The organism is Ignatzschineria larvae DSM 13226, from assembly GCF_038500265.1.
Classification (GTDB): domain Bacteria; phylum Pseudomonadota; class Gammaproteobacteria; order Cardiobacteriales; family Wohlfahrtiimonadaceae; genus Ignatzschineria; species Ignatzschineria larvae.
In genome coordinates this window covers 944,774-962,619 of record NZ_CP150637.1, presented here as the reverse complement: position 1 = coordinate 962,619, position 17,846 = coordinate 944,774, and the positions used below count along the sequence as shown (strand labels likewise).

At 36.5% G+C, this 17,846-nt stretch carries 12 protein-coding genes; all 12 read right to left on the bottom strand.

Annotation, left to right across the window (positions count from 1 at the left end; all coding sequences use genetic code 11):
* Window positions 1–37: 37 nt before the first annotated feature.
* On the bottom strand, window positions 38–997 hold the full coding sequence (tssG, locus tag WMO13_RS04125; RefSeq protein ID WP_034855524.1) for a type VI secretion system baseplate subunit TssG: 960 nt from the start codon (window positions 995–997) through the stop codon (window positions 38–40).
* Entirely contained in the window at window positions 994–2,802 is a 1,809-nt protein-coding gene (tssF, locus tag WMO13_RS04120; protein WP_026878731.1) for a type VI secretion system baseplate subunit TssF, read from the bottom strand. Before tssF ends, tssG begins: the two co-directional genes overlap by 4 nt.
* A gap of 14 nt (window positions 2,803–2,816) precedes the next feature.
* Window positions 2,817–3,263 carry a type VI secretion system baseplate subunit TssE gene (gene tssE / locus WMO13_RS04115; protein WP_051396174.1) on the bottom strand — a complete coding sequence of 149 codons (447 nt, stop codon included), beginning with the start codon at window positions 3,261–3,263 and terminating at the stop codon, window positions 2,817–2,819.
* 83 nt (window positions 3,264–3,346) lie between these two features.
* Window positions 3,347–4,810: a type VI secretion system contractile sheath large subunit gene (tssC, locus tag WMO13_RS04110; RefSeq protein WP_416224371.1), complete on the bottom strand. Its 1,464-nt coding sequence runs from the start codon at window positions 4,808–4,810 to the stop codon at window positions 3,347–3,349.
* A 40-nt stretch (window positions 4,811–4,850) separates the two neighbouring features.
* Window positions 4,851–5,357 (bottom strand): type VI secretion system contractile sheath small subunit, encoded by a 507-nt coding sequence (tssB, locus tag WMO13_RS04105; protein WP_026878729.1) that lies wholly within the window; start codon window positions 5,355–5,357, stop codon window positions 4,851–4,853.
* 20 nt (window positions 5,358–5,377) lie between these two features.
* Window positions 5,378–6,904 carry a sigma 54-interacting transcriptional regulator gene (locus WMO13_RS04100; RefSeq protein ID WP_026878728.1) on the bottom strand — a complete coding sequence of 509 codons (1,527 nt, stop codon included), beginning with the start codon at window positions 6,902–6,904 and terminating at the stop codon, window positions 5,378–5,380.
* 4 nt (window positions 6,905–6,908) lie between these two features.
* Window positions 6,909–9,509 (bottom strand): type VI secretion system ATPase TssH, encoded by a 2,601-nt coding sequence (gene tssH / locus WMO13_RS04095; protein WP_026878727.1) that lies wholly within the window; start codon window positions 9,507–9,509, stop codon window positions 6,909–6,911.
* A 333-nt stretch (window positions 9,510–9,842) separates the two neighbouring features.
* Window positions 9,843–10,880, bottom strand: coding sequence for a hypothetical protein (locus WMO13_RS04090; protein ID WP_026878726.1), 1,038 nt, complete (start codon window positions 10,878–10,880; stop codon window positions 9,843–9,845).
* 29 nt (window positions 10,881–10,909) lie between these two features.
* Window positions 10,910–13,579: a hypothetical protein gene (locus WMO13_RS04085; protein WP_026878725.1), complete on the bottom strand. Its 2,670-nt coding sequence runs from the start codon at window positions 13,577–13,579 to the stop codon at window positions 10,910–10,912.
* Entirely contained in the window at window positions 13,579–14,592 is a 1,014-nt protein-coding gene (locus WMO13_RS04080; protein ID WP_026878724.1) for a DUF4123 domain-containing protein, read from the bottom strand. Before WMO13_RS04080 ends, WMO13_RS04085 begins: the two co-directional genes overlap by 1 nt.
* Window positions 14,593–14,613: 21 nt before the next feature.
* Window positions 14,614–16,989: a type VI secretion system Vgr family protein gene (locus tag WMO13_RS04075; protein ID WP_051396173.1), complete on the bottom strand. Its 2,376-nt coding sequence runs from the start codon at window positions 16,987–16,989 to the stop codon at window positions 14,614–14,616.
* 233 nt (window positions 16,990–17,222) lie between these two features.
* Window positions 17,223–17,741: an Hcp family type VI secretion system effector gene (locus WMO13_RS04070; RefSeq protein ID WP_026878723.1), complete on the bottom strand. Its 519-nt coding sequence runs from the start codon at window positions 17,739–17,741 to the stop codon at window positions 17,223–17,225.
* Window positions 17,742–17,846 lie beyond the last annotated feature (105 nt).

The window sequence follows — 17,846 nt, the reverse complement described above, 5'->3', positions numbered from 1 at the left end:
CATTAAATCCAATTAGATAAATCTTTTTTTTAGCATGTTAAGACTCCATTTGTATACCTACATTTCTAGGAATATCTGTTTTACCTAAAAAAGTTGTCCACCCTAAAAAACTGCCAGAAGTACGATTTAAATTTAAAGCGTCTATTTCATTCGCTCTTATTTCGAGATTAATGTCATAGGCCATTTGCGTTCGTAGCATGAGTTGAACAACCTTTTTCAAAACTAAATGTTCTTTGCCAAATGGTAAGAAATCCATGAATCTGGCCACATCTAAATCATAGATTGTAATTATAAATTTACTGGAGCGATCTTGAATTTGAGCACCTAATAGCGTTGTTTCTCCCAGCTTACAATTTTGAATCCCTAAACCTGTTTGTTGCTCTTTAGCAATATCTACATATCGTAAGGCCCACTCTTCGATACTTGTATTCACAGAGAAATAATGAGAAACAACTGCGTTCAATACCTCTTGTGAGCGGCTTCTGCCTGTAATTAAACCAATATAGGCAAGCATCTTGCACCAATTGAGCTCACTCTCTTGCCTTAAGGTGTCCGAACCTAATCCAATAAGTGAGAAAAAACAGTGTGAGATCTTATCCTTAGCGCCGGGTAGATAAGCTTCGTGATACCGATATTTTTTCCAACCATCGTAGAGAATCGATAGTGCACGATGATTAAACAATCCTAAAAAATCCTTACTAACTGACCGATCATCATTAATAACAAGTTCATCTAAAAAAAAGTTAGGGAGTGGCGATTGAGAACCTATGAGTCCTAAAAAGGTAGATTCTAATTCTAGATGGTCTTCGTGCACGGTAAAGCCACTAACATCCGTCGCAGCAAATCCCATGCTGGGCGAAGAGGTAAATAATAATTTTTGAGCAGAGATATTGGCTAAATCAGATTGTTCTTTTTGTACTAACTCCACTATCTTAGTAATCTGATAAAAGCTATATGACTGGGCTTTAGCTGCTAAAAATTCAAGTTTTTCACTCATATTAGTGGTTGCTCCCCAATTCTTGCAGGAAATTCATATCGCTCATTATTTGTCACATTTATCACCGTTAAATCATGGAACGAATTTATACTGGCATATAATCCAAAGAAATAACTTAAGACTTTACTAAATAAAAATAAATCGCCCTCACAAGAAAAGGCATCTTGATCTAATTTCATAACAGAATGAATGCCTCTTACCGGCAAGCCTCTATAAACACGATCAATCGTTGCTGTCTCAATAGATAAAACACCTTTATTAATCTTTTTTTGAGTGATTTTTTCAGATTGTCTATCATGAAATGATTTAAAATCATATGCCTTAACAATAGTCTGCAAGCTCTCTTTTGAGAGCAAAGACGTATAGTTAAGAGATAGATTTGATATCAGCATCCACAATAGCTTCTCATCAATAATCGGATGTAATGGCACACTTGGCTCTGTTATGTTTCTGATCTTCACAAATGAAGGATCGGTATCCTTCATCTCTTTTAGATCCCCTTTTCCTAATTCAAGGGGAATAAATCGATTAGTGCAGATCATATCGATGGATACCGTTTCCCCTTTAGATATTTGATTTACCTCATCACTGCGAGAGAAAGAGATATAATGGTCTAATCCCCCATGGTAAATATTCTCTTTAATTCGAGTACGATAATAATAAGCTTTTCCTTTTCGATCTCGCTCTTCCTCATGTTGAAAGGTTTCAAAAGGATAGTAGATGCGATCATAATCTCGTGCTATTTCCACTTTTTTAGCCGCCTGTTGTGTTGCTCCTTTATCATTTTCATTCTCTTTCCAGCCAACGACATTGATAAAACTAAATGCTTCATAATAATCCGGCGTTAATCTTGAGGGGATTGCCAGATATTCCTCTTCAAACCCCGTCAATAAAATAGGCTCTGCAGAGTGACGAAAGAGATTAACCGCCGGTACACAAAAAATTTGTAAGTGCCGATCATTAATACGAATATCTGAGGGAAAAGAGCGTAAGAAATGAAATTTAATCTCAAAACTATCTTCAGGATTATTCACAAAATACTCCTGAAGACCTGATAGTTTCATAGATAATAAGCTTTCAGGATAAACAAGGTATTCGTGTAAAATACGGTATCCTTGGTACACATTTTTGGGATAAGGTAAGATACCCTCCCCTTTAGAAAATCCTTCTGCATTTAACAATTCTTTAGGTAATCGAAAACGCTGCTCACCAACCACAATCTCAATGTAATCTAAGAAATGGTGAAACCATAAATAGAGGGTATTGGATTCATATGAAGATTCCCCTAAAAAAAAGGAGAGTTCACTTAAATCAATTCCCCCTAAGGTATAATTATTTTGTGTTTCAAACTGCAAGTTAACAACTGTTTTATCTCTTGATTGTTCAACATTAATTCCTGTTCTTACAATTGGATAAACCGTTAAACCTCGGCATGTTCTAAACTCACATTCGATCTCTCTTTGAGGCGGGGTCCCGGCAATTTTAACGCCAGACTCTATTATTTGTTGGCTAGAGAGCGCATCACTAATAGGGTAAAACTGGGCGATTGTGGCACTCGGAAATGGCCTGAGATAATTTGGCCACAACATGTTAATCATCGAGTGTGATAATTCTGGAAAGTCATCATCAAGCTTCTCTCGAAGACGACTTGTTAAAAAAGCAAATCCTTCGAGTAATCTCTCGACATCGGGATCTGTATTTTTACCATCTAAAAAGGCAGCTAAATGAGGCTTTATTTCAGAGTATAATCGACCCTCTTCTCTTAAAAAGGTTAGCTCTTCTCTAAAATATCTATCAAAACTCATATTCTTTCCTCTTATTACTCAATGCAATAACGCTTATCACGATCGTAAGTAATATTAATAACAACACCCTTTAGGCTCTCTTGATTTGGATGTAAATTCACTTCAGCAATCACACTAATTTTAAGACTCGCGGGGTCATTTAAATCTGATAAAAGCTTAATGCTTACCCCTACAATCCGAGGCTCATAGGCTAAAATGGTTTTTTGAATCTCTTTCTCTATCTCAGAAAAAACATCTCCATCCGTATTACTGGCATCATTTAAATCCAATAATCCAAGATCTTTCGCACTGAGTGCATGCCCTTGCCGAGCATTTAAAACCCTGTGTAAATTGTTCTTAATGGAGATAATAGCGTGTTTCGGGTTAATTTCCCGATACCTCGTTCTTGTGCTCGGTTCGCCATTAGAAAGTCTATCGAAAAAAGAATACCCTTCAGCGCCAATGTTACGAATGCTCTTCATAAATAACTTTTTCCTTTCATCAATAATAAGAAGTGTTAATTTGCTTAACTAACACTTCTTAAATCATCTTAATATTCGATAAACTATAGATCTTCTTTATCGAGTCGACCTACTAGAGATAACTCAAAGCTTGCTCCCATATATTTAAAATGCGGTCTGACTGCCATCGATACTCTGTACCAACCCGGCTCGCCTTCCACGTCATGCACTGTAATTTTTGCAGCTCTAAGAGGTCTACTACTACGAACGCCTGCAGGTGGATTTTCTTGGTCAGCAATGTATTGTCTAATCCACTCATTTAATTCGCGTTCTAAATCCTGTCTCTCTTTCCACGCGCCAATCTGTTCGCGTTGTAGCACTTTAATATAATGCGCAAGTCTATTGATAATCATCATATAAGGAAGTTGAGTGCCTAACTTGTAGTTAGTTTCAGCTTCTTTACCCTCTTTTGTATTAGGGTAGCGCTTTGGTTTTTGCACAGAGTTTGCAGAAAAGAATGCCGCATTATCACTACCTTTACGCATCGTAAGGCTAATAAAGCCCTCTTCTGCCAATTCATATTCTCTTCGATCTGTAATAAGAATTTCAGTAGGTATCTTCGCTTCTATTTGTCCCAATGACTCATAGAGATGAACCGGTAAATTATCTACTGCTCCGCCACTTTGCGGCCCTATAATATTGGGGCACCAGCGATAATTAGCAAAACTTTCTGTAAAACGCGTCGCTAAAGCAAAGGCCGTATTTCCCCATAGATACTCTTCATGAGATTTCCTAACATTCTCTTTATAAGCAAAGCTTCTTACGGGATTTTCTAACGGATCATAAGGGGTTCTTAACAAGAAACGTGCTGTTGTTAATCCAAGATATCTAGAATCTTCCGACTCTCTTAATGAGCGCCATCTTGTATATCGAGCTCCTTCAAAAATAGATTTAATATCTTTTAAATTAGGAAGATCCTGATAACTTCCGATACCAAAAAACTCAGGACTAACCGATGATAAAAATGGAGCATGAGCCATTGCACCTACAGATGAAACAAATTGTAGAAGCTTTATATCTGGTGCTGCAGGCGTAAAACTATAGTTCCCTACAACAAGACCGATTGGCTCTCCACCAAATTGTGCATATTCACTAGAGTAAACGTGCTTATAGAGTCCTGACTGCGTAATTTCAGGTGCGAATTCAAAATCTTCTAACAATTCTTCTTTTTTAACATTTAAGATCTCAATCTTAATATTTTCTCTAAAGTCTGTATTGTCAACTAAGAATTTAAGATTTCGCCATGAGGATTCCATTTCTTTAAACTCTTGAGAATGAAGAACTTCATCCATTTGAGCCCCAATCTTTCTATCAAGTTCAACAAGCATTCTATCTACGAATGTTTTATTAATTGGATTTTCTGCGCTATCACTGACCAAAATATTTTCTATAAGAGCTGTGATACCTTTTTTTGCAACATCATACCCCTCATCAGTCGGCTTCATTCGAGTCTGTGCCAAGATTTCATCTAGTAAACCTTCTCTTTTCTCTCCTTGAGAGGAAACCATTTTTTGTAATTCTGTCTTCATTACGTCCCCTTTGTCTATTCTAATTATGATCTTTATCAGTGATGATATTGAGCTCCTCCAATAATTTTTCCCGAGCCTCCTCATTAGCTAATAACTCTTGAAGTTTATTTCTAAATGCGGGGATATTACCAAGAGGACCTTTAAGTGCTACTAAAGCTTCTCTGAGTTCTACTAATTTTTTTAATTCTGGAATCTGACGTGCTACAGCATCAGGGGAAAAATCTTGTATTGAGCTAATGCTTAAATTCACTGGAATATTGAGATTATCATCTTCAACCAGATAGTTTTTGACAGATGTTTCAATCCTTAAGTTGCTCTCTTTCAAAACAGATTCAAAATTATTTTTGTTAACAGAGATCCTCTGGCGTTCTTCAATTGACTCTTCTTCATTCAGACCTTTAAAATCTCCTACCACAAGTAATTTTAAAGGTAATTCGACTTCTTCAGAAACATCACTATTTGAAGGTACAAATTTAATATTTATCCTTTCTTTTGGCGCAACTGAGCCTGTTTTATTACTACTCATTTTTCTCTCCTATTTAAGAATTAAAGACCATATTTCTGACATTTATAAGCTAATGTTCTTAAAGGTAACTTTAATTTACCAGCTACTAATTGCCGTTTACCTTCATTTTGTTCAAGTTTCTTTTTTAAAATAGAACTTTCAATTTGAGTTAAAGTATCTTTTAATATTAATTGTTCATCTTCTAAAAGCTCTTGAACAAAACTTTCTATCAATATTTCTCTTTTAAACTGTGGATCATTTCCATAGATGTATTCACAAGTCTTCAGTATTCCGTCATCAGATTGATTAAATTTAGTTTCTAAATGTGTTTGCAATTCATGCAAATTTTCCTCCCAATCAAAACTGAGCGCTTCTTTTAGAAACTGATCGGTATAACCAATAATTTTTTTATGAGAGAGGTTTTTAGCATTAAATTGTTCAATAAATTTATCAACGAAAAATTTAAGATCGTTCTTTCGTTCTTTCAGACTCGGCAATAAAAATGTCATTTGGCTGATCTGAGCAAAAAAATCAGGCCGTAAAAATTTTCTTTTTAAAAGATCAAAATAATGTACTTTGGTTGTGGTTATTACTCGTCCACAGTATTCGTGTCGAATATCTGATTCAAACTCTATATAAAACCCATTCAAAAAAACAGGTACTAACAAGACTTGGATTGTTTCAGGTAAAAAGGAAATATTTTCTAATAACAATGTCCCATTTTTAGATTGCGCCAAGAAACCGTTAGATTTAAAAAAATCCTTTTCGCTATATTCTGATAGTTTTTCACAATCCACAATAACAAAAGCTTCTTTTTTACGAAACGAATGCTCATTTAACATCTGGGCTAAATAAGTTTTTCCGGTACCAGTTCCCCCAGAAAATAAAATAGAAACCTTACTATTAATAATCTGTGCCATCTTACTTACAAGAGATTCCATTACCGGAGTATATGCAATAATAGATTTCTGGAGTTCAAGTTTTTTAATATAATCTAAATAGGTTTTCTCGGATCTAGCAATTGATCTTGTGAGATAAACTCCCTCATTCTCTTTTAAACGAAAATCCTCTATATTTTTTAAATGCTGCGCAGCAATTTTTAAAAAAAAATCCAATAATTTTTTATTAAAATCATTTTTTCGGTAATCTATTAAACTCATTACAATACACCCTCTCACATATTCATTTTCATAAAAAAGAGGTATAATGATAAGCCCATTCCCTAAATTTTCTGTCGTAATGAGTTGTTCAAATTCTTGTGATTGCTTCTGCCACGACCATAAATCTTGCACTTCTATCTCTTTTTCTTTTCTTTCATAAATTACCTGAGAAAAAGGGTGTTTAAAGTTGTCTAAAGCAAACATTATTTTATTAAAAGAAACAGAACCTTGATCAAGGGTAATGTAGCTCAAATACCGATTGTCCGAAGTTGTTGGCAAATAAAATACTGATGGAAAACCAAATGTCTCAGCGATGCAATGCACCATTGACCTAATTACGTTATTTTTGTCTTTGATACTTAAAAAGACTAAGATCTTTTGATAAACCTGTTTTTCAATGGTATCCATTAGACTAGGAAACCTCGCTCGTGAAAGATCCATCGCCTTTCACATTTAATGTAATATTAGAAATCTGTTCCGATCTAGAAAGTTTTTGCAAAATTTTTAACGACAATGATGGTAATAACTTCCCTTCTATAATAGCCTCTATCATTCTCGCACCATTTTTAACACATGTAATTTTCTCTAAAATGGAGGGTACTAACAGATCAGATAACACAACTTGTGCGTTATATCTTTCTCTAAGGGATTCTTTTAACTGGTTTAACTTATAAACGACAATTTCTTTCATTGTAGTATTTGAAAGAGGTAAATATGGCACAATTTCTACGCGAGCTAGTAATGCAGGTTGAAAAAACATCTCAAGCTCTTGGTATAAATAATTATGGAGTTTTTTAGAATCTTTATGATGCTCTACAATAGTTTTGTATCCTAGATTTGAGGTCATAAAAAAGAGAATGTTCTGACAATCAATCAGCCTTCCTTCACCATCAAGAATTTCTCCTTTATCAAATACTTGATAAAAGATATTGAGTATTTCGGGGTGACCTTTTTCAACTTCATCAAGTAAAACAATTGAATAAGGTTTTTGTCGTATTGCTTCAGTTAATACACCACCTTCACCATAGCCAACATAACCAGGAGGAGAACCAATTAAACGAGAAATTGTATGCTTCTCTTGATATTCAGACATATTAATTGTTGTTAAAAACTGTCGCCCACCATAGAGAAGGTTCGCAATTTGTAATGCTGTTTCCGTTTTACCAACTCCACTTGGCCCGACTAGAAGAAATGCCCCTTGCGGACGGCCTTGCTTGTGCAAATCAGCTCTTGCTGTTAATAATCTTTGATGGATTTTGTGAATCCCCGCTGACTGCCCTTTAATACTCTCCTCTAAATAAGAAGGTAGTTCCGTTAGTCTTACTAAATCATTTGCCTTCATTTTACTAATGGGAATACCCGTCCAATCTGAAATAACTGCTGAGATTTGAGTTTCATCAACAACGGAATGCACTAAAATATCCTCAGTATCTAAAGAATTAATCTGTGTATTTTTCGATTCTAAAAGAGCTGCGATCTTGGCTTTCTCAGTATCGTTCTTAGAAAGAATGACTTTTTCTCGCAAGTCCATCAATTCTTTAGCTAATATCTTTTGATCCCTCCAAGAGTTCTTTAAAGTCTCGATTTCGGCAGTGAGCAGATTCTCTTCTTGTAATAATTCCTCATAGCGTTCTTGTTGTTTATTTCCAAAAAGTATTTCTCGTGAAATTAATATTTTTTCCAGATTTAACTGACTTAATTTATTCTTTAATTTCGTCAAAACTAAAGGTGGGACATTAAAATTAATCGCGACTCTTGCACAAGCTGTATCCAAAATATCAATAGCTTTGTCGGGCAATTGTCTACCCGTAAGATATCGATCCGATAAGATGGCAGCTGTCCTCAAAGCCTTGTCAGAAATGATGACATTATGGGACTTCTCATAAGTTGTACGTAATCCTCTTAGGATATTTATTGTATTGTCAACTGAAGGTTCATTTACCATCACCATCTGAAATCGTCTAGAAAGAGCGGGATCTTTTTCAAAATATTTCTTATACTCTCGCCAAGTAGTTGCCCCAATAGTCCTCAATTCTCCTCGTGCTAAGGCTGGTTTTAATAGATTTGCAGCATCCGCTCCTCCCTCATTATTTCCAGCACCTATCAGAGTATGAACCTCATCGACAAATAAAATAATTGGTTTTTCAGAAGTCTGAACTTCATCAATTATTCCTTTTAGTCTCTTCTCAAACTCTCCTTTGATAGAAGCACCTGCTTGTAGTAAGCCCAAATCAAGCATTAATAAACGCACGTCTCGCAGGGTGTCAGGGACATTGCCACAGGCAATTTTTTGAGCAAGTCCCTCTATTAAGGCGCTTTTACCAACACCAGCATCCCCCACGACAATTGGGTTATTTTTTCTTCTTCGCGATAAAATATCGATCATTAAATAGATCTCTTCATCTCTTGCAAAAACTGGATCTAACTTTCCATCTATAGCTTGTTGGGTAAGGTCTATAGTGTACTTATATAGGTTGGATTCAGAGGTAAGGAGTGGAGATTTATTATTTTTATTGGATGAAATAATATTTTTGTCATTTTCCGCACTATTCGCTAATAAAGACGTAAAGTTTTGCCTAAAATTTTCTCTGTTAATATTTGAAAAAATTACTTTAAATTCAATAGGCAGATATCGGTCGATTTGTAGTAAAATTGCTAAAAAAAATGCACCTGATCTCAATTGTGTTTGAGCCAATTCTGTTGTTGATAGTAGCCATGCATCCTGCAGTGCATCAATCAAAAGCGGAGAGAATGTAGGATAAACGTCTCTCTCATCGTCTGTTGTTGGAATATGTCGCGCAATTTTTAATCGAATATTTTCAATATCAAAACCAAGATCTTCCATTAGAACTCGGCAGTCGTTTAAAGGGGACTCTAAAAGAGAATACAGTAGATGTAAAACACCTACTTCACTATTTTGTCTTTCAATACACAAAGTTGATGCGTTTTCTAAAGAAACTTTATGTATATCTCCCAATTTACTAAGAATAATCGATAAATCTACGCGTATCAAAAGTGTATTCCTATTTAATAGTTTTAGCTCATGTGAACTCAGAATAAAAACGTATATTCTACATAAAATACAAAATTATCCATTATAAATCAACTATATTTAATTTAAATCAACTACAAAGATATGGGTAATGAGTAACCCCCAAAGTTGAACACAACTTTGGGGGTTTTTATAGGTCTAAGTATTTTTAAATTACAAGTAATGATATTTATCTAGATAGGATTTTATCTAGATAGGAATGATCACAAATCAAGCTACAAATCATTTTAATATTATGTAATCCTTACAAAAAAACGCCCGAAGGCGGCTTTTTCAACTCAAATAACTACTCAACTAGAACCAAGCCATCCCAATCTCACCATCGATAAAGGTGAATATAGGATTGTAAACTCTCGTAGTCCCTCTCACACTATTTTCCCAACGTAACGGTGAAATCAATGTATATCCTTTTCTATTCAATCTGAACAACTTACCTCCAGCATAAATTTCTAAATCATAATCATCTATTGTTAATGGATTTGCTTCATAAACATCTGGATTCAGATTAAAGTAGTGTGCAAAAGTATCTGCAAAAGAAAACTCAAACTGCCCTTCTGCATTACTATCCCCATAATACTTCGCCATATCAGTGACACCTGGCTCTACCAATTGACGAACTGCTTTCTTATCCTTCTCTGCAACGGCCTTTAAGATCTCTTGGTATTTATCCCAAAGCATTTTTTTATTTTCGGGAGTATTCTCAAAAGGTGTGGAGTCATTGACCCAGCTAAAAGGTTGGTAATTATTCACAACAAATGATCGTGATGCCAAAGTTTTTTGAGCTGGCTCTTTATTCCCATCGTAAATATACGGTAATTGTTTTAACTCTATCTCATTCGAAGATAAACGTTCATCTAAATTAATATTCGACTCGCTCACAGAAAGTAAGTAAGGAAAAATAAGCTTAGAATCCTTCGGTTTATCTTCATATGAATACCGAATATTACTCACTATTTTACTCTCCATATCACCTGTAGTAGGATTTTTTACAGTTGCTAAAATATCAACCTCACAATAACTTTGTTCAATTCTCTTAGAGTTGATGTATTCTGCCAAATTAGTAGCTTCGATTGAAAGCATATTCTGACCTTGATCTAAATATTGGGTAATATCTTGACCAAAACTAATTTGTCCGGGGATCGCATTTCCAGTATCTCGTGTATTATAAACGAATACATCATTGATACGTACAAGACAGGGGATATTGTTTACTCTAAAACGCAGTTGATATTTTACTTGAGGGTTGTTTTTTTCCATTGCTATACTCATTCCTGTCATCATTAATACTAAAAATAGTGAATAGTGTAATGTTTTTATTAAGCCTGCTTTCATACCTTTTATTCCTTATCTATCGTTTCTGGCTAATCTTTTTTGAGCTCATTTTTTAATTCCTTTCTCTCTGCTATCGTTAAACTTCTTGCACCAAAGAGATGAGAAGAAAACAGAGACTCACGATTAATATCATTAATATCTTGAACAGCCTTGATCTCATTCTCTAAACGTTTTGATTCTTGCTGTGCAAATTTGGCACGATCTGACTTTGATTTTAAAAACTCCTCTTTTTTAGCTCGTGTCTCTGGATCATTATCGTTACGAAATAACGCATATTCATTATTGATTCCTTTTAACTTATCATCCCAATTTTGTTTTTGTCGTTGCAAATGCCCAATATATTCTTGCCTTGCGTCATATTCATCAGAAGTACTCCACAAATAATAGTTCCCCGGGGGAAGCTTAATGTCATAATCCACCATTCCTGTTTGTACCTGCATTGTTAAGCGATATTTTTTCTCTAGAATCCTAATTCTCTCATTAGCATCCATTGTGCAAGATAACTCAAAATTAAGACGTTGAATCTCTTCTATAATATGCCGATTTTGATTATAAAAGTTTAATTGCTTATCCAACTGCTCATACTGAGCGTTGCCTGGATATTTTTGATTTGCGGCATATCTAGCTCCCGAACCATCTCCTCTAGCTAATAATGGTCCTTGATCCCATTTCTGTTTTTTCCTCTCATTTTCGATATAGTCTAAATAAGCTTCACGATCCTTTTGAAAAGAATCTCGCTCTTGAGCCGCTTTTTTAGGATCAAAATACTTTTCTTCTTCTCTATTATTGAATTCATTTCTATCTTTATTTTTTATTAGTTCATCGATATCATCTTTATGCTCTGTTTCTACCATGTCATAATCTGTACCTCCATAGACTTCCACCTTCCATGTTGCCGTTAAGCCATTAAAGTATAGAAAATCAATATACTTCTGATATTCTTCACCATTCGCCTTTTTACGTGAGTACCCTTTTAAGCCATAACTCAGTGCCGTACTAATCTCAAATCCCGCATCTAGCCCTCCATAAAAACGGTGAATACGTCCTCTAACTGCAACACCAGCAGAAAACTCAAGACCGATCTCAACCATTTTTATCATATCAGGTGTGTATTTGGTTTCATTTAACTCACTATTCTCAATCTTAATCGCAAGATTAATCGCTGGTTTTATTAAAAACTCGGCATATACAACCAAACTCCCTTCTACTAACGCATTTACTCGTTCTGCTTTATCTGCCGCACTAAACTCATCTCTAAAATTCTTATCGGTCGTAACATCTAACCGGACTTTATCTGTAAATCTATTAACACCATCAGCTAATGCCTTTAATCCAGCATAAGCACCACTCAATATCCCTGTCTTTTGAATAATTAAAGAAGCAAGATTAAATTTCAAAGTCCCTTGTGCAAAAGGATTCGCTGCTAATTTAACGTCTTCCCGTTCAATCTTAGGTTTTCCTTCTTCTAGTTTTAGTGTTGATTTTCCACTCAAACTAATTTTTGGCAATTCTATTTCAAAAGTAACAATGTCATCAAATAACGCTTTATTACTAGCCTCTACCTTATCTGTATCAAGTTTAGGGAAATTCTCTTCAAAAAATGTTGGAGCCCCATCTAGAATATCAACCAAAATTGAAATCATTGCATAGTCTTGGATGAAAACTTGTTTAAATATTTCTATAGGATCTTTAATAACCAAGTTAGCTTTAGCACCATCAACGCCATTAAACCTCTCCTCCATATTTAATGTGAAGTCTATATTTTTTAAGGCTTTTAATAGTTTTTCAACAGTAAAAGATCCCGATATGTCCCCAAAATTAATAGAAAAACTATGTGCCAGTTCATAATTAGGAGCTACATAAGTAGTTGCAACTGCATTATCAAAAAAATTATATGACTGAGGTTTCTCCTTATCTAAAACAGACATATCTCCACATTCACAATTCATCACTGCAACATGAAATGCACTTGCCGGCATGTAATCTAATTTACTTAAGATTCCAAAGCTTAAAGCTCGTCTTAAAAATTTAGTTAAAGCATTCCCTTCTAGAGTATTAATGATTTGGCTTGAAAGTATTATGGGTGTAGCAACAGTTTCCATTGGCAGTGTCGCCTCACCTTTTTGCACAGTAAAAGTAAACTCTTTTAAATAAAGTGGCTCCCCTTTCGTATCAATCTCAAATAGTACCCCTTCATTAGTATCCGAACCTTCATCTTCATCAATTTGTTTAGCCACTAAATAGTGAGGAATCAATTCCTTATCTTTATCTAAATAATCGGCATTAAACTTTAATTGAAGAAGCTCTGTTTGTGATTTTTGCTCAAGCTTCCCCATAACTTGAGGCTCTTCACTAGTATCTTTTTCATAAAAATAGATATTAGTACATCGATCAGGGAAAGGGCCTTTTTTACCAACACACTTAGAATCTTCAACAAGACAATTTAATTCAAAAGGATCATACGAATCACCTTCGCCTTGAAATCCGATAATCTGTAGCTTAGAGTCCTTGGCAAGATCACCACTACCAGCTTTCCATTCATATTTTTTTGAATCCTGTTTATTTTCAAATTCAACATGAACGAGGCACTTCAATGCTTTTTCACATGGCTCACATGTACTTGTTGTATCTTGAGAATCACAATTACTAAAATCAGGCTCCTGACCACGTTTACTCCCCGGTAAATTATTATTGCTCATTACACCAACTCCTCTTCATTTTCTTTTAAAGCTTTTTTCAACATACCTGATAAACGCCTAGCTCGATACTTTCCTATCTCGTCATCCTTCTTATCCCGTAATCTATCTCTCCATTCTTGAGGAATATCTTCAAATTCAAAAATATCGTGTTCCGTAATCAACCAAGCCAGTTCTTTTAAAGAGCGATCATCCTTAATCCCTTCACCTACACAAAACTGATGAAAGTCTTTGGCTAGCTGATAAACCGCCTCTCGCATCTCTTCAATGGTTCTTGGCAGATACTTTCCTGTTTCTGGGTCTCGTTTCTTCTCTGAAAAGACCTTTTCAAGGAGCTTTAGATCTTCAGGATGCGTAATCTCAACGCCTTTCACATCTCGCTGATGTCTTAACATGGCCGCATGCGCTTCTTCGGGATCTTCCCAAACTCTCATTAAGTGATTAGGGTCTACGTAATCCCACATATGATCTGCGAGCTCTTGAATGTACTTATCTTGCTTTTTACCATTAAGCGCAGCTTCTTGTGCAGCTGTTAACGTTAAAAACATTCCCCGCATTTTGGCATTTTTAGGATAATTTCTACGTCTCTCTTCAAAATGATCTTGCTTTAACTCACCATAATGACTTGCTACTATTTCAATAGGCCCGAGCATGGCGTGGAGATTCCAATCATCAATCACTTCCGCAAAATCCCAAAATACTCTCGGATCATAAAACCGAAACAGTACCGGCACTTCTTCACTCGGGATTTTGGCGTAAGTATAACGTCGTAAGTGCTGACGAAGCGCATTAAAAGTTACCTCTTTTTGTGTCAACAGATACAGACCCCACGGCGTTGTTTGTTCTGCAAGCCACGGTTTAAAACTTTCTGTTACTTCCACTAAAAATGGGGCATTGCGAAAAGTGTTAGGGTCTATCGGCTCGTTATAGAGGCAAGATGCCGGCGGATCAAAGGTTGCTAAAGCATCCTGCAATCCTTCGGCAGATCCATTACAGATTACGGCATAAATCTTCATAATATGGTTATCCTTCTCTGATTAAGATCTTGCATGAGGATTAAATTCCGGTGTTGCTAATGATGAAGCTCCGACATTGTTGGATAGCCTCGTATGACTTCCATCGCTATTTTCTCCCAAAATCCCTAAGAGCCCTGCTAAATTTTCAGGATTATCCTTAAGTGTTTTTGCTAAATCGATCATACCTAGAGAATCAGTTAAAACTCGATTAGCTAGGTTTGCGGTATTTGCTAAAGATTTTAATTCGGTAGCACCGGTTAATTGCCCCGCAAGTCCTAATACACTACTCGGATTCTTCGCTAAATTCGCTAAAGAACTAGCCGTATTTGTCGCTCCTCTCAAATTAGCATTGGCTCCGCCCTCCCCATTTTCTATACCCATAGATTCTAAAAGTGCTGCAAAATCAGCACTCTTATTTGCGGTATCTTGTAAAGGACAACTTGCCACAAAAGCACTTCCTTCCCCAACTGCTGTATCCAAGATTGTCGGTACTTGTGGCACTACCGTATCTCCCGGTGTTCCGCCAGAATTTACCGTGACAATTGGACCCTTAATATAAACACCGCTCGAATCAATCACCACAAAGTTTCCGCCAACTTTTAAAGTAAGGCGGCTCTTGGATTCTAATGTAAGATCCCCATCAACTCGCAGACCATGTGTGCCGGCAACTTTCTCAATCAGATCACCTTTAATCTCTAAGCTAGAATCCGCTTCTCTCAGTTCAATATGCGCACCTTTTGTTGTGTAATGCTGCTCACCTTCAACGGTGATCGTACGATCATTAGCGATATCTATTCGTTCATCATTCCCAATACTCACTTGATGATCGAAGTCGATTCGCTCATTTTTGACGTTCTTCACTTTAAGATCGTAATCTTTCTCGGCATGAATGCGTACCAGCTGTTTTTCATTCTCATCATCAAAATAGAGTTCGTTATACCCCTCTCCCCGATGAGTTTTCGTGCGAATGCCGGTGATCGTTTTATGTTTTGGCATCGAATAGGGATGGCGATTATGCGAGTGATACGTTCGTCCTGTAATAATCGGCTGATCAGGATCTCCTTCTAAAAAGCTCACTAATACCTCATCTCCAACCCGTGGAAGTGCAATCATTCCTCTACCGGCACCAGCCCAACCATCTGATACACGGAGCCAGCAAGTACGCTCACTATCATTACTCGGCTCTGGCGTTTGCTTGCGATCCCATTTAAAACGTACCTTTACACGTCCATATTCATCCACATAGATCTCTTCTCCCGGCGGGCCTGTTACTACGGCAACGTGCGGGCCGCCTACTTGAGGTTTAGGATCAGGGGTTGAGCTCCAAGGAATATCTTTTGGCATCACCGAGAAATCATTATAATAAGTAGCCGCTCCCTCAGAGCTACGCTCTTCTAAGGATTGCGGCTGCGTTCCTCTATGGCGAACATGGGTTAAGATCCAAGTTCTGTTATAAGCCTCTAAATATTGCTCTTTTAACTCAAAGTAGAATCCTGGTATAAATTCTGCAATATTGCCCTTACCAAGTGCTGTTATTGCATCTCGGCGTAGATAGTTAATCCGCGCTTTTGTAAACAGACGCCCGATATTATTATCCCCAAAACTATAGCGGCTCGGATAATCATAATGCTCATAATCCCCATTTTGGCTCTCCATCTCATAACCAATCTCTTGGTTTGACAGTGTAAAACGGGGCGATCTAAAGTGATAATCTTGTAAAACGGCCTTTGTTGGTTTAATCTCGTTTTGCAGGAGAAATTGACGAATATAAGGGTGCTCCGGCATCGCGCTAGCACTCGGGTCATAGAGAATCTCTACGCCCACATTATTCGCTCTTGGCGTATAATCATTAAATATAATCGTATGTTTATCTTCGCTATATTCGAAGAAGTAAGAGATCCCTTCCTCTGCTAAAATTCGATGCAAAAAAGCTAAATCCGACTCCCGATATTGGACACAATAATCACGAGGGGCATGTGTATTCATCATTCTTAAGGAGTAGTGGCTAATTCGCATCTCTTTCAACATGACTTCTAAAATATTAACCACAGATTTATGCTGAAAAATACGAGACTCATGCCGCAGAGAAAAGCGAGCAAATGCCGGCACAATCGTTAAGTTATAACGTGTTTCATGCCCTGTATCATCACCTTTTTCAAAGCGTTGAATAATGCCGCTAAAGAGACGTGTTAAGGTTTTATTTTGATAGATTTTTAATGTGCAAGTCTTATTGAGCATATCTTCGGCATGAATAAACCGCTGCTTATTAGATAACTTAAACTCGCCACAAAAAGGGGTTGAGAATCCTTCGTCAATCGTGAAATCAATCACATTAAATTGATGGCCGCCAGCCGTCAATTCAAAACGAACTTCATTAAAAATCTTTGGGCTTCTCATAAATCACCTCTAACTATCACCATTGCGGCATGAGTATTTTTCTGAATAACTTCATGGCTCACCGCAATCGGGAAGGCATCTTTTGCTGTAATAATCTCTGCCATAACACGCTCACTCTTTAAAATTTAGCTAATACTAACTTCATTAATACCCATAGAGGAAAGCCTAAACTAGGCTTTCCAACAAAGGTTTTAATAAGTTAATAACGGTGTAAATATCGTCTATATCTGAGCTTATGCTTGACGTGGATTTCTCCAGTCATCATAACCCTTCGTACCCGCTGATTCGTGATCCCACTCGATTTTACGATAGGCAAATGAGATATCAATTAATTGACGATAAGGCTTATTTTCTGGATTGATCGCATTTGGAAGCACTTGGTTGATCTCAGTCACAATCGCATCGGTTAATGTCGTTGTGAAGAAATGCTCTTGCTGCCCCGTACTAGAAGTACGGTACCATTTCACTTCTATTTTCGGTAATTGCTCTCCTGAGACTAATGCGTTATAAAGTAGTGGAATGGCTTTGTTTAAATCCACCGTAATAATAAATGGACGGTGAACACGTTGACCTGATGGCTGACCTGACTGAGGATCTGTTGGCACTGTTACAACGTGCTTAACTTCTTGCACAAGCATCTGATCTTCGTGACCCTCTACATAGATATCTCCCACTGATTCAGCGGTGAATGCACCAGCGGTAATATTTCCTTGGGTTAAACCTTCGATCGACACATAACATGGTGTGGACATATTTAATTTCCTTTCATTGATTGACAGATAAAATGGAACATTCATAAATAAATTATCAATGTAACCTCTTGTAATATAACCATTTAAAAAATGAAAGAGAAACCT

Bases quoted from the DNA above. Each gene is read 5' to 3' on its own strand.
- WMO13_RS04080 (WP_026878724.1), bottom strand. From the start codon at position 14,592: ATGAAGATTTATGCCGTAATCTGTAATGGATCTGCCGAAGGATTGCAG.
- tssE (WP_051396174.1), bottom strand. From the start codon at position 3,263: ATGAAGAGCATTCGTAACATTGGCGCTGAAGGGTATTCTTTTTTCGAT.
- WMO13_RS04090 (WP_026878726.1), bottom strand. From the start codon at position 10,880: ATGAAAGCAGGCTTAATAAAAACATTACACTATTCACTATTTTTAGTA.
- tssB (WP_026878729.1), bottom strand. From the start codon at position 5,357: ATGAGTAGTAATAAAACAGGCTCAGTTGCGCCAAAAGAAAGGATAAAT.
- tssC (WP_416224371.1), bottom strand. From the start codon at position 4,810: ATGGTTTCCTCTCAAGGAGAGAAAAGAGAAGGTTTACTAGATGAAATC.
- WMO13_RS04085 (WP_026878725.1), bottom strand. From the start codon at position 13,579: ATGAGCAATAATAATTTACCGGGGAGTAAACGTGGTCAGGAGCCTGAT.
- tssF (WP_026878731.1), bottom strand. From the start codon at position 2,802: ATGAGTTTTGATAGATATTTTAGAGAAGAGCTAACCTTTTTAAGAGAA.
- WMO13_RS04070 (WP_026878723.1), bottom strand. From the start codon at position 17,741: ATGTCCACACCATGTTATGTGTCGATCGAAGGTTTAACCCAAGGAAAT.
- WMO13_RS04075 (WP_051396173.1), bottom strand. From the start codon at position 16,989: ATGAGAAGCCCAAAGATTTTTAATGAAGTTCGTTTTGAATTGACGGCT.
- WMO13_RS04100 (WP_026878728.1), bottom strand. From the start codon at position 6,904: ATGGATACCATTGAAAAACAGGTTTATCAAAAGATCTTAGTCTTTTTA.
- tssG (WP_034855524.1), bottom strand. From the start codon at position 997: ATGAGTGAAAAACTTGAATTTTTAGCAGCTAAAGCCCAGTCATATAGC.